A 13,701-nucleotide genomic window follows, 5' to 3' on the forward strand; every position below is an offset into this window, starting at 1 on the left:
GGTTTTATTTTGTTTAGTGTTCTGTTGTTTTAATATGTGTTTATATGAAATAAATATGCAGGAATTATAAATAATGATAGTTTTTTACTTTGAGTTGTTGCTTTTTTGTAATATTTTTGACAGATTGAAGTAGGACATGCAATCAGACAATAGTATTGGCATGGAAAGGATTCAATTTTTCAGAAAGGCAGGATGCTGCCAGTAGTGGAGTCTGATAATGGCATTATTAGAAGTAAAAAATCTCCGTATAGAATACCCCTCACGACATGGTGTACACGCAGCGGTGAAATCACTGTCATTCACTATTGAGCGTGGTGAAATTATGGGTGTTGTTGGTGAGTCAGGTGCGGGTAAATCGACGGTGGGAAATGCTGTTATTGATTTATTAAGCCCTCCTGGACAAATTGCTAGTGGTGAAGTTTTTCTTGATGGAACTAAAATATCAGGCTTAAAGCCGGAGCAAATGCGTAAAGTTCGTGGATCAAAAATTGGTTTTATTTTTCAAGATCCAATGACCTCATTAAATCCTTTATTCACGGTTGAGCAGCAATTAACTGAAACCATTGTAACTAATTTAAAAGTCTCTCAATCTGAAGCTCTCAAGCGTGCATTAGTGTTAATGGATCAGGTGGGTATTCCTGAGCCTCAACTGCGAATTAAACAATATCCTCATCAATTTTCTGGCGGTATGCGACAGCGTGTCGTGATCGCCATTGCGTTAGCGGGTGAGCCGGACTTAATTATTGCCGATGAACCGACCACCGCGTTGGATGTATCAATTCAAGATCAAATATTAACCTTGATTCGTGACTTATGTGTGCAGAAAAATGTCGGCTGTATGTTGGTGACCCACGATATGGGGGTAGTTTCAAATGTCACTGATCGCGTTGCTGTGATGTATCGCGGCGACTTAGTTGAGATTGGTACTACCGAGCAAGTATTGCAGCGGCCACAACATCCTTATACCCAAAGTTTAATTTCGGCTGTACCGCGTTCAGATATTAAATTGAAACGCTTTCCATTAGTGACGTATATCGAAGACGTTAAGCAGACGCCAACGTTGGATGTTAAACACCATTGGTTAGGGCAAAGCCAAGATCAGCGAACCTATCAAGGCGCGTTACTTGAGGTTGAAAACGTTAACTTACGCTTTATTACTAAAGACTCACTATTTGAAAGTCGCCGTGAATATGTCCAAGCCAACAATGATGTCAGCTTTCATATTGCTGAAGGTGAAACCTTTGGTTTAGTGGGGGAATCCGGTTCTGGTAAATCAACTATCGCGCGTGTTATTGCAGGTTTATATCCGCCAAACAGTGGCACTGTAAGGTTTGAAGGGATTGATCTTACTGCGCTGAAAAGTGAGTCTCAGCGCCGTCCTTTGCGCCGTCAAATGCAAATGGTATTTCAAAATCCTTATACCTCAATGAATCCTCGTATGCGTATTTTTGACATTATTGCCGAGCCAATTCGATTTCATAAATTAACTAAAAATGAAGCGCAAACTCGGCAAATTGTGAATGACCTCTTGGATTATGTTGGTCTAGGTCGTGCAGCAGGCATTAAATTTCCACATGAATTTTCTGGTGGTCAGCGACAGCGAATCTCGATTGCACGTGCTTTAGCCACTCGACCACGGTTATTAATTTGTGATGAGCCAACGTCTGCACTGGATGTATCAGTACAAGCACAAATTTTGAATTTATTAAAAGATCTACAAGATGAACTTAATTTGACGATGCTATTTATTAGTCATGATTTACCCGTGATCCGTCAAATGTGTGATCGTATTGGTGTGATGCAACAAGGAACCTTATTGGAGGTCGCGCCAACAGAGCAATTATTTACCGCACCACAACATCAATATAGTCAGCATTTGATTTCGTTAATGCCTGAATTTAAAGGGTTAACAGTCAAACCACAGCAACGCGCTTAATTTGTTGTTATGAGTGAAAAATGAAACACATACTGAGCGACGACGCTTGGGCATAAAGGAGTTATGCAATGAAAACCATCAAGAATAAATTAGCGTTAGCATTAGTTGTTGCGGGATTAAGTTTCAGTGTGACAGCCGCAGATCTAAAGCTTGGTTACGCATCAGATCCGGTCTCTCTTGATCCTCATGAGCAACTGTCTGGCGGCACACTACAGTTGTCCCATATGGTGTTTGATCCACTGGTTCGTTTTACCCAACAAATGGATTTTGAACCTCGTCTGGCACAAAGTTGGCAGCGTATTGATGCCACTACTTTTCGATTTACATTACGCCAAGGGGTGAAATTTCACTCTGGTAATCCATTGACAGCTGATGATGTGATTTGGACCTTTAATCGTCTCCAAGCATCGCCTGACTTTAAAGCGATTTTTGAACCTTATTCTGAGATGAAAAAAGTCGATGACTATACCGTCGATATTGTCTCTAAAGGCGCTTATCCATTGGTACTTCAAACTGCGACCTACATTTTCCCAATGGACAGTAAATTTTATAGCGGTAAGACTGCCGACGGTAAAGATAAAGCCGAAGTGGCTAAACACGGCAATTCATTTGCTTCAACCCATATGTCTGGAACCGGCCCTTTTACGGTTACAGAACGTGAGCAAGGGGTAAAAGTCGAATTTACGCGATTTGCTGGCTATTGGGATACCGCCTCAAAAGGCAATGTCGACACTATTTCACTATTACCTATCAAAGAAGATGCGACCCGTGTTGCCGCGTTACTTTCTGGTGGGGTCGATATGATTGACCATGTTGCACCCAATGATCATAAGCGTCTTAAAAGTGCCGAGGGGGTTGATTTGGTAACGTTACCTGGCACTCGCTTGATCTCATTTCAAATGAATCAAAAAAGTAATGAAGCCCTAAAAGACGTGCGTGTTCGTCAAGCCATTGTGCATGCGATTAATAATGAAGGTATTGTTAAAAAAATCATGAAGGGATTTGCGACTGCGGCTGGACAACAAAGCCCTGCGGGTTATCAAGGTCATGATAGTGAATTAGTGCCTCGTTATGATGTTAAAAAAGCTAAGCAATTAATGAAAGAAGCGGGTTATGAAAAAGGTTTTACGCTTACCATGCTAGCGCCTAATAACCGCTATGTTAACGATGCTAAAATTGCTCAAGCAGCGGCTGCAATGTTGTCAAAGATTGGCATTAAGGTGGATTTGAAAACGCTGCCAAAAGCGCAGTATTGGCCTGAGTTTGATAAATGTGCTGCCGATATGATGATGGTTGGTTGGCATGCTGACACTGAAGATTCTGCTAACTTGACTGAATTTTTGACCATGACCCGTAATGAGACAACAGGTAAAGGTCAATATAACTGCGGTTTCTATTCTAATCCTGAAGTGGATAAGCTAGTCACTGCCGCCAATGTAGAAACCGATCCAATAAAACGGATTGCGATGCTAAAACAAGTTGAAGTCACGCTGTATAACGATGCCGCATTTGTACCATTGCATTGGCAGAGTACCGCTTGGGGGGCGCGCAATAATGTTCATGCCGGTGCGATCGTTAACTCAATGGAAATGCCATATTTTGGTGACCTTGTCGTCGATGAAAAATAATAATTAATGAGCTGTAAATAAAGCTAAGCATGAGTGCCGAGGCGAGTTTGCTTCGGCATTTTTTCAGGATGAAATTAAAAGGGGCAGGGAATGTTTTCGTTTCTGGTCAAACGCCTGTTTCAGGCACTGATAGTGATGTTTGTGATCAGTCTGGTGGCATTTGCCATTCAGGACAACCTTGGCGATCCGTTACGGGAATTGGTCGGGCAGTCGGTATCAGAAGCTGAACGGCAACAATTACGCGATGATTTGGGGCTTAACGATCCGTTTGTCACCAAATATAGTCGTTTTCTGGGGAATGCCGTTCAAGGTAATTTAGGGACGTCATATACTTTTAAGCGTCCTGCGATTGAGGTTATTTTAGATAAATTAGTTGCTACTTTTGAACTGGTGTTTGGGGCGACAGTGATCATTATTTTAGTCTCGATTCCACTGGGTGTGTATTCCGCCATTCATCCTCGTAGTGTAGTGACGAAAGCGGTGATGGCATTTAGTAGTATTGGTATTTCAATTCCGGTGTTCTTAACCGCGATCATGCTGATGTATGTGTTTTCGATTGAACTTGGTTGGTTACCCTCGTTTGGCCGTGGTGAAACGGCGAATTATCTTGGTTGGGAATCAGGATTTTTCACCATTGATGGCTTAAAACATTTAGTACTGCCGTGTGTGGCGTTAGCCTCAATTATGTTGCCATTATTTATTCGGTTAGTGCGTTCTGAAATGTTGGAAGTATTAAGTTCAGAGTACATCAAGTTTGCGAAGGCAAAGGGATTGCCAATGAATAAGGTTTACTACCAACACGCACTTAAAAATACTATGTTGCCGGTATTAACCGTGGGTGGCGTGCAAATTGGCACCATGATCGCTTATACCATTTTGACTGAAAGTGTATTTCAGTGGCCAGGAACTGGGTTGTTATTTTTAGATGCTATTAATCGAGTTGATACCCCACTTATTACCGCGTATGTGATTTTTGTAGGACTCATTTTTGTGGTCACCAATACCATTGTTGACCTGCTTTATGGGCTGGTTAACCCAACAGTAGATTTGACGGGCAAGGGAGCGTAAGTCATGGAGAGTATTAGCACCGTTGCGCCAAGTCGTTGGCAACGTTTTAAAAATTCTGATATTGTGTATTATTTTCTTAAAGACAAAGTAGCGATGGTGTGTTTTGCCATTTTTATAAGCTTTGCTACCGCGGCTTTATTTGCGCCGTTTATTGCACCGACAAATCCTTATGATTTATCAACCATCGATATTATGGATTCTGAATTACCGCCGGCATGGATGGAAGATGGTGATCCTAATTTTAGCCTTGGTACCGATAATCAAGGCCGTGATATTTACTCGACTATTTTATATGGTATGCGTTTATCACTGACAATTGGTTTATTAGCTGTCGCGTTGCAATTAACACTTGGAGTGATTATTGGTTTAGCTGCGGGTTATTTTGGTGGCCGTATTGATAGTTTATTAATGCGCGTTGCTGATGTGCAGTTGTCGTTTTCCACCATGATGGTGGCGATTATTGTGTCTGCTATTTTCCGTACCGCATTAGGGGCTGAAACGTATGCGCAATACGCAGTGATTATGTTGGTGGTGATCATCGGCTTTGCGGAATGGCCACAGTATGCACGAACGGTACGTGCCTCGGTATTGGCAGAGAAAAATAAAGAATATGTTGAAGCGGCAAAAATAATGGGATTTCGCGCACCACGAATCATGTTTCGTCATATTCTTCCCAACTGCTTATCACCGATTTTAGTGATTTCAACGGTACAGGTTGCTAACGCTATTATGTCGGAAGCGGCGCTATCATTTTTAGGCTTAGGTTTACCGGTGGATCAGCCATCGCTAGGCTCACTGATCAGCATCGGCTTTAACTATATTTTCTCAGGTTCATGGTGGATAACCGCGTTCCCTGGGATCGTATTAATAACCTTAGTATTAGTGATTAACTTGCTGGGTGATTGGTTACGGGATGTGTTTAACCCTAAGATATATAAAGGTTAGCTTGGGTTTGCTATCTTGAGAATCAATGAAGAAAGGCGACCGAGTGGTCGCCTTTTTATTTACCGATTATTCTTGTGCATTAACCCATTTTTGAATGATAGTTTTTGCTTGTTCTTTGTTATCAATTAATAGGTTAAATAGTTCAGAATCACGATTTAAATCTGAAATTAACATCAAACCATTACCGTTGGTGACTTGCATGACAGCCATATCCTTGTCACCTTCAGGGAAATCTAGAAATAGGACGTTGTGTGAACCAAAATCAGTCGTTACATCTTTTAGCTGCCAAGTAATATCAAAAGACTCGCCATTTTCTGAAATGGTAACTATACCGATTCCGTTTTCAGCTAATGGTGAGAACTTCATTTCAGCCATCATTGGATCTGGGTTATGAGTAGTTGAATCATCACCTACGTAGAACCATGTTTTATTCGCAAATTGCTTCGGGGTCAGTTGCTTTGGTGTGAATGAGTCATCCAGTTTTTCAGAAGTCCAGAATAACAGGTCATTACCATCACCTGAAGCAACTGTTAGAGCTAGGTTGGGAGAGGTAAAAATGAATTCATCACCTTTTGAGCCATCTGCTTCAATGAAATGATTGCCTTGTACTTTAAATGGTTCTGTGCCTGATGAAATCCCTTCTTTATCGAACCACTCAGAACTGCCGTCTGCTTTATATGTTGCTTTTTGAATGCCTTCATCACTCATATAACCTTGATTCATACTGCCTAGGAACCATGCATCTTTTGAGATTAGGTATGAATGTAGATTGTTGACTAGTTGTTGCTCTTCAATATTACCTGCTTCATCAATCACTACGCGTACATCGTCTAACTCATTTAGAGTGCCGCTATTTTCATGCTTTTCGATTGTCTTTTGAGCTGCAATAACAACTTTAGTAATTTGCTCTTTATTAAGCAGAGTTAAGTCTTCAGGTAACGCTGATGTTAGAGAACGAGCGATTAGGTGAGCTTTAATAGCTTCTTCGCTTGTTGCTTTATCTACGACGTAATCGCCGCTAATTGTTTTGCTATCAAGGTTCAGTTGGCTTGCTAGTTCATCAAAAGAGATATTGTCATTGTGAGCCATTGTCGTAAATGGAGTAATAACATCCATATTTTTTGATGCGCCCATGGTGTAACTGTTAGCAACATAGCCAATGCTATCACTGTCTTGAGTTTTATCTACAACAGCTTTAGCAAGTAGAGGGTAAGCTGCGAGCTCTTTTGATATTGTTAGTTGTCCTTTTTCATTGGTAAAGCCAATGCTCTCACCATCATCACACTGTTTATTGTCATTTTTATCAACGCATACTTCAGCGTTTGTCAGGTAGCCATCAATTACTGTGATGGTTTTCGTGTTTTCATTTGGAGCTTCTGGCGTATCAGAATCACCGCCACCACAACCCGTCAATGTGAATGCTAAAAGTAAAGAACCTGCTAGAAGAGAAAGCTTGAATTGCATCGATAAACCCTTAATGAAATAGTTCTGATTTTTCATGAAATCATAAGGTGCTAATTTTATTGGTATTTAAGTTAATTACAATGCAAAATATAGCTTTCATTCTTGTGCTGAATATAAAGTTTTTGGAATTGTGATCACACTTATAAAATGATTTTAGGGTTATAGAACGAGGGTATTAGGAGTGATGGGAGGGTATAAAAAAAGCGACATGATAGTCGCTTTATTTAGTTTTTGTTAACCAACATTTAGAAAATCAAATGTGCCATTAGCGCAATCACTGGCAAAGTGACTAAGGTACGCAGAATGAAGATCACAAATAACTCCCATGCTTTAACGGGGACTTTACTACCAATTAATAGCGCGCCAATCTCAGACATATAAATCAATTGGGTCACTGACATCGCTGCGATAATAAAGCGGGTCATGTCACTTTGAATGGTCGATGCCAAAATTGATGGCAAGAACATATCAGCAAACCCGACCACGATGGTTTTTGAGGCTGCTTCTGCTTCTGGAATATGCAGCAATTCAAGGAATGGAATAAATGGCATTCCTAGGTAATCAAAAATAGGGGTGTTCTCAGCGATCACTAATGCGATGGTACCAATTGCCATCACAACCGGCAGGACGCCAAACACCATATCAACCGCGTTTTTAATACCATCAAGCAGAATTGCAGGTAAGCTTTTTACTTCAGCCGCTTTTTTTAGTGCTTGCTCTAGTCCGTACGAGAAAATGTTATGACCTTCAGGAACGGTTTCATCATGTGATGATTCAGTGGTGCCATTAATATAGATATTTTTCTTACGCGATAACGGTGGTAAGCGTGGCACGATAATCGCGGCGACTAAACCCGCTAAACAGATGGTTAAGTAAAACGGGGCAAACATATGCTCTAAATTAACTTGAGCGATAACAACTAAGCTGAAAGTGATTGATACTGCTGAGAATGTTGTTCCAATAACCGCGGCTTCACGCTGGGTGTACATACCTGATTCATATTGTTTACTGGTCAGTAATACGCCAACAGAGCCATCACCTAACCATGAAGCAATACAGTTAACAGATGAGCGACCAGGCAGACCAAAAATAGGGCGCATGATACGGGTAAATAAAGTACCAAAGAATTCGAGTAAGCCAAAATTAAGCAGTAGTGGTAGTAATAAACCCGCAAAAATAAACACTGAGAATAATACTGGCAGTAAATCATTTAAAACTAAGCCACCGGTGGCATCGTTACGAAACATTACCGGACCAAGGCTAAAGTAGGTCATTACTGCAAAAATAGCACCTAATTGCTGCACAATAAACCACATAGGTGATGGGTTTAATAAGCCATTGACGAAACTGTTTTGAAGAATAAGACGCGGTTTAAACAGTTTCGTTATGATCGACATTACAGCGGTGAAGGTGATCACCCCGGTCACAATGGATGTTAGTGAATTTTCAAAATGGCTTTGAATGGTTTTGGCTAATATCGCAATGGGAATTGTAATGTCACCATTAAAGTTAATCGGTGCCATAAATAAAAATACCCCAACTAAGGATGGGATAATAAACATTAACCAATTATGGATGTTTTTAGGTGGTGCTACTGCTTGTTGATGCATATTTGTCTATAACCTACTGGTAGAAACGGCCGAATTAATGGGGGTATCCCCGAGGTTTTGTTGGAATAACTATTCACTATTATGCCATAAATAAGAAATCGAAGATTACATTTTTTATCGAATAGATGGAATAGTTGATAAGTAAATAAATGGTTATTTATGCGAATATTTAGGTTTTTTATTCTTTTAGTGGGGCTGGTTTTAGCTGGAAGCGGTTAATTGCAATGCAAATAATGACGGGTCTTAATAATAGACACGGTATTTATTAAATATGAGGCGGTTATTTACCGCTATTGTTACCCCTTGGTAATAGTCTTTATATTTTTAAGCTATTGTTGATTTTTGGTAATGGGTTAGACTTCATCACATCAGAAAGCATTACTAAAGATGATGCTCAATTAAATATTTGGTTAAGGTTAAGGTTATGAGAATAACTTTGCGAAACCGACATTTATTAGTGTAACTCCTAAATCCAATAATAGATTTCATTACTATTAAGGTAATGCGATCACAAATACTCGATGAGATGAAAGTATTAACTTTGGTCTTATATATGAAAATAAGGATCTACCAATGACAACATTAACAACTAAGCCAGGTATTACACTGATCAAATCAGGTACTTTTAAACTTAATGATTTAAGTAAATTACTTGAAGTTGAAGGCTTAAAAAGTGATATGGCTGAAGTTGCTGTAACTACTAACAGTAATGCACTAACGATTGGTCACTTCACCATGTCTCCTGGTGTTGAATTTGAATACTTTTATGATTCTGTTGAGTACAAGGTGATCACTAAAGGTAAAATTGTTGTTCGTGATGAAGCGGGTACTAAATATGTTGCTGAAGTAGGTGACGTTATTCTATTTAGCCCTGATGTTAAGGTTATCTTTGATGCTGAGAGTGATGGTGAAGCTATTTACACTGCTCATCGTTCAGCAGCAGCAGACTTCGCTCCTGCAAAATAAAGAACAAATATTTTATTGTTATAAATTATAGCCTTAACTTATTGTTAAGGCTTTTTTATGACTTTAAAATGTAACCATTACTGTTTGGTAACAGTGTTTTTGATTTTGATAGTATTGTTAATCACAAGGTAATGGTTAAAATAGATCTATATCATAAATGCTTGTTAATTTCGTATAGACTGAAATGATTGAGCTTAAATAACGATGAGGTACACCATGGCAGTACATTCAAATCAGCAATTTCATGTCGGTCAGATCATTGATGAACATCCGTTTGTTGCTGGTGATGGCGCAGTTATTGAGATGTTCCGTAATGATATGAGTAATATCGTTTTTATTGGTTTAACGGGCATTACAGCTGAAGAGCAGCAAATGATGGCAGAAGCTACCGCAGAATTTGGTTTAATGAAAACTGAAAATGGTGGTTGCTTGGTGGTATTTAAGTTAGCTGAACTTGCGTTTGATATTCAATTTAATGCAGCAGCTATTCCAAATGAATATTTTCAACAGCCAACAACATCAACATTGGCATTATCAATGATGGCTCTTGATACGAGTAACAATGAATTGAAAGTTATTCGTGAATTATCATTACCTGAAACAGTTACTCAACAAATGATTGAGGTTATGCAGATTCAACGTGCAATTAAAGACCCAATGACGGTTAATGCCGAGAATATGCATTTATTGAATACGGTTAGTACTGAAGAATTATTAGAACAAATTACACTAACGCCAATTCAAACTGTGATTGCACCAAGTTGTAGCTGTGGTCATAGCCATGATGATGGACATCATCATCATTAAGAAGCAATTTTAAGCATCGATAAAATAAAAAACACCGCTTTTAAGTGGTGTTTTTTTATAGAAAGGTGTTTTTTGAAAAAGGCGAATTGAATACAACTTCCTTATTGGTATAAATGTGGTTCAGACTTTGTTCTTGCTATAAATGTCTTTGCATCACATGGAGTAGAAAAATAAAATCCTTGGCATAAGTGAATATTGAATTGGTTAACTTTATTTAGCTCTGATTCTGTTTCAATACCTTCAGCAACGATAGTAAGATTTAATGAATTTCCTAATGTTGCTAGTGTTTCAAGCATATTACTTTTTGATACTGTAAATCTATCTGAAATGAAATATTTGTCTATTTTCATTATATCAAAAGGTAACTCTTGAATGGTAAGTAAATTTGAATATCCAGTGCCGATATCATCAATTGATAATAATATGGATTCTTTTTTCAATTTTCTCATTACAATATTAATTTCATCCAAATAAATAAAACTATTTTCACTCTCTGTTAATTCTATTACTATTTTATTTTTTATTCTTGAATTGTTTTTAATTAAAGTAACGACTTTTTGCATGAATTTGTCATCAAGAATCATTGATACAGTAAAATTAAAGCTTAGCATGAAATCTTTATTTATATTGGCTTTGTTTAGTGTATTAAATGCCTCTTTTATTAAGTTCAAAGTAATGCTTTTTATATCATTGGTTTTTTCTAAGTTAGAGATAAATTCAGCGGGGGGGATAATTATTCCATTATGATTCCAACGGCATAGGATTTCAGCTGAAACGAATTTTTGTTGCTTTGTTGAATAGATAGATTGAAAATAAGGGATGAATTCATTATTGTTAGCTGCTTTTTTTAGACGTCGATATAAAATATTATTATTGTCAAAATAGGATAATAAGAGGAATGATATAATATTAATCAAGAATAATGATATGATAAAGTTAAAAGATAGAATCATTAAAAGTTTTTTAATGGTTAAGCCACTAATAATAACAGAATGAAGGTGCTTGGCATTGTGCGTTAAATTATAATATAAAAGACCTTTAGGTATTATTGAGCTTGAGTCAATGACAAGGAAATTAGTTATTATATTATGGCTTAAGTTTTTTAATAATATAGAGTAGAAGTTAATTATATAATAGCCAGATCCAAATTTAAAAATGTAATTAGTCTTGGTTTTATTATAAGGGTCATCAAATAATTTAACCCCTACATTATTATGGATCATTTGTTTTATATATTCAGGTACTGATTTGTTAATACCGCTATTATTATAATGATATTTGTCATTATAAATGTAGGCAATATCCATTATCTCTGGATATTTTATTTCAATGTCTTCTAGAAAACGCTGGTTTTGTTCTTTGCTATTTAACTCTAGGTTGCTTTCATGTTCAATGTGCAATTGAGGTTTATAAATAACGTTATCTAATAGTTGTATGATGTTGCTTATTTGTTTCCGCTCTATGTGTCTAATGGCTATATGACTGATTAATAATGATAATAAAATACTTAGTAATATGATTATAAAAAAGGAATATATTTTTTTCATTGTTATCTTTTTATTTAATGCACCATGATGCTTATTGTGCCTATTTGTTATCGAGTGGATGTATTATATATATCAATAATTTTAAATAACAATAATTAATTATATTTTAAATTGAGTTCAACTTATTTTTTGAGGATTCGTAATCGTGATTTTTGATGGTAATGATGTTATTTAATTAAATTTATAATGTATATGTATGTATTTATAATCTGTATTTTGGTGAAAATAGACGCTTTTATTTTTTAAGTGCAAATAAAAAAGGCCGATAATTCGACCTTTTTTATACTGTCAGATATCTGACTATCGCATCGTAACAAATTCTTCTGAACCTGTTGGGTGGATAGCAACAACGCTATCGAAATCAGCTTTGGTTGCGCCCATCTTAATGGCAACACCAAAACCTTGAATCATTTCATCGACGGTATAGCCGATACCATGTAGACCAACAACTTTTTCATCCGCTCCCGCACAAACAAGTTTCATTTTGCATGGCTGGCGATGAGTCGTTACTGCGGTGTACATTGAGGTAAAGCCTGATTGATAAACTTTGACGTTTTGTTCGCCATATTGATCAATCGCTTCTTGAGTTGTAAGACCAATCGTACCAATTGGCGGGTGGCTAAATACCACTGTTGGTACCAGTTTGTAGTCCATTTTTGCTTCAGGCTTGTTGTTAAACAAACGCTCAGACAATTGACGACCAGCTTTAACAGCAATAGGTGTTAGTTCGATACCGCCTTCCATGATGTCGCCAACACAGTAAATACCGTCAATATTGGTTTGTTGGTATTGATCAACTTTGATGTAACCACGAGCGTTGGTTTCAACACCAGCAGCTTGAAGGTTGATTTTGTCGGTGGTTGGGTGACGACCAATTGCCCAAATCAGTAAATCGGTGTTATGTGATTTACCGTCTTCAAAATGAAGTGTGATAGAACCATCGGCCTCTTTTACTACTTCTTTAGGAATTGAATGGGTGTGAAGGGTTGGGCCTTCAGCTGCCATTACTTCTACTAAAGTATCAACAATCATTGGATCAAAGCTACGTAGTGGTGATTCTTTACGAACGAACAGATGGGTATCTGTGCCGAGTGCACTTAATACACCCGCGATTTCAACCGCGATATAACCAGCACCTACAATCGCTGTACGCTTTGGTTGCTCAACTAGTTTAAAGAATCCGTTAGAGTCGATACCATGTTCAGCACCAGGTACATTTGGAATTGATGGCTCACCGCCAACGGCAATTAAAATATGATCAGCGGTGTAATGCTCACCGTTAACGGCAATAGTTTTAGCGTCAACAAAGGTCGCAAAGCCATTGATGACTTCAACGTTATTATTGCCAAGTACATTATCATACGAAGTGTGAATGCGGCTGATGTAAGCTTCACGATTTTCAACCAGTTTAGCCCAGCTAAATTCTTTCACATCAACATTAAAGCCATAGTCTTTAGCGTAAAGATGAATAGCTTCAGCGATTTGAGCACCGTGCCACATTACTTTCTTAGGTACACAACCAACGTTAACGCAGGTGCCACCAAGGGCTTTTGCTTCAATAATGGCTACTTTTGCGCCATACATTGCTGCACGGTTTGCTGATGCAATACCGCCGCTACCACCACCGATACAGATATAATCAAAATGCTTCGCCATGACTTTACTCCAATAGATGTTATGAATATTCACTGTCACCTAGTGTAATCAAGATTGGGCTGAGTGACGAGGAT

The 13,701-nt window shown here is 38.0% G+C and carries 10 protein-coding genes; 6 read left to right on the top strand and 4 right to left on the bottom strand.

Annotation, left to right across the window (positions count from 1 at the left end):
- Positions 1–217 precede the first annotated feature (217 nt).
- From C9J51_RS18155 to C9J51_RS18170, 4 genes are all read left to right on the top strand, one after another.
- Positions 218–1,936 carry a dipeptide ABC transporter ATP-binding protein gene (locus C9J51_RS18155; protein ID WP_045038448.1) on the top strand — a complete coding sequence of 573 codons (1,719 nt, stop codon included), beginning with the start codon at positions 218–220 and terminating at the stop codon, positions 1,934–1,936.
- Positions 1,937–2,004: 68 nt separating this feature from the next.
- A complete protein-coding gene (locus C9J51_RS18160; protein WP_107237950.1) occupies positions 2,005–3,564 on the top strand; it encodes an ABC transporter substrate-binding protein in 1,560 nt (519 codons plus the stop codon).
- Between the two features lie 90 nt (positions 3,565–3,654).
- Positions 3,655–4,632 carry an ABC transporter permease gene (locus C9J51_RS18165; RefSeq protein WP_107275262.1) on the top strand — a complete coding sequence of 326 codons (978 nt, stop codon included), beginning with the start codon at positions 3,655–3,657 and terminating at the stop codon, positions 4,630–4,632.
- 3 nt (positions 4,633–4,635) lie between these two features.
- Entirely contained in the window at positions 4,636–5,577 is a 942-nt protein-coding gene (locus tag C9J51_RS18170) for an ABC transporter permease (RefSeq protein ID WP_045039810.1), read from the top strand.
- A 66-nt stretch (positions 5,578–5,643) separates the two neighbouring features.
- On the opposite strand, the gene C9J51_RS18175 is transcribed toward C9J51_RS18170, so the two are convergent.
- Entirely contained in the window at positions 5,644–7,041 is a 1,398-nt protein-coding gene (locus C9J51_RS18175; protein WP_045039809.1) for a hypothetical protein, read from the bottom strand.
- 245 nt (positions 7,042–7,286) lie between these two features.
- Positions 7,287–8,651, bottom strand: a complete 1,365-nt coding sequence (locus C9J51_RS18180; protein ID WP_045038453.1) for a YjiH family protein — start codon at positions 8,649–8,651, stop codon at positions 7,287–7,289.
- Positions 8,652–9,224: 573 nt separating this feature from the next.
- On the opposite strand from C9J51_RS18180, the gene C9J51_RS18185 reads away from it, so the two are divergent.
- Both C9J51_RS18185 and C9J51_RS18190 read left to right on the top strand, forming a co-directional pair.
- Positions 9,225–9,617, top strand: coding sequence for a hypothetical protein (locus C9J51_RS18185; protein ID WP_045038454.1), 393 nt, complete (start codon positions 9,225–9,227; stop codon positions 9,615–9,617).
- Between the two features lie 216 nt (positions 9,618–9,833).
- Positions 9,834–10,424, top strand: coding sequence for a hypothetical protein (locus C9J51_RS18190; RefSeq protein WP_045038455.1), 591 nt, complete (start codon positions 9,834–9,836; stop codon positions 10,422–10,424).
- A gap of 101 nt (positions 10,425–10,525) precedes the next feature.
- Here the strand turns inward: C9J51_RS18190 and C9J51_RS18195 are convergent, their stop codons facing one another.
- Positions 10,526–11,971, bottom strand: coding sequence for an EAL domain-containing protein (locus C9J51_RS18195; protein WP_107275263.1), 1,446 nt, complete (start codon positions 11,969–11,971; stop codon positions 10,526–10,528).
- Between the two features lie 300 nt (positions 11,972–12,271).
- Complete coding sequence (gene gorA, locus C9J51_RS18200) at positions 12,272–13,627, bottom strand: glutathione-disulfide reductase (RefSeq protein WP_045039806.1); 1,356 nt, start codon at positions 13,625–13,627, stop codon at positions 12,272–12,274.
- Positions 13,628–13,701 lie beyond the last annotated feature (74 nt).

It is taken from the genome of Photobacterium iliopiscarium (assembly GCF_003026395.1).
Lineage (GTDB): Bacteria > Pseudomonadota > Gammaproteobacteria > Enterobacterales > Vibrionaceae > Photobacterium > Photobacterium iliopiscarium.

Coding starts and splice junctions, on each gene's coding strand:
- gorA (WP_045039806.1), bottom strand. CDS start 13,627: ATGGCGAAGCATTTTGATTATATCTGTATCGGTGGTGGTAGCGGCGGT.
- C9J51_RS18185 (WP_045038454.1), top strand. CDS start 9,225: ATGACAACATTAACAACTAAGCCAGGTATTACACTGATCAAATCAGGT.
- C9J51_RS18155 (WP_045038448.1), top strand. CDS start 218: ATGGCATTATTAGAAGTAAAAAATCTCCGTATAGAATACCCCTCACGA.
- C9J51_RS18170 (WP_045039810.1), top strand. CDS start 4,636: ATGGAGAGTATTAGCACCGTTGCGCCAAGTCGTTGGCAACGTTTTAAA.
- C9J51_RS18180 (WP_045038453.1), bottom strand. CDS start 8,651: ATGCATCAACAAGCAGTAGCACCACCTAAAAACATCCATAATTGGTTA.
- C9J51_RS18160 (WP_107237950.1), top strand. CDS start 2,005: ATGAAAACCATCAAGAATAAATTAGCGTTAGCATTAGTTGTTGCGGGA.
- C9J51_RS18175 (WP_045039809.1), bottom strand. CDS start 7,041: ATGCAATTCAAGCTTTCTCTTCTAGCAGGTTCTTTACTTTTAGCATTC.
- C9J51_RS18165 (WP_107275262.1), top strand. CDS start 3,655: ATGTTTTCGTTTCTGGTCAAACGCCTGTTTCAGGCACTGATAGTGATG.
- C9J51_RS18195 (WP_107275263.1), bottom strand. CDS start 11,971: ATGAAAAAAATATATTCCTTTTTTATAATCATATTACTAAGTATTTTA.
- C9J51_RS18190 (WP_045038455.1), top strand. CDS start 9,834: ATGGCAGTACATTCAAATCAGCAATTTCATGTCGGTCAGATCATTGAT.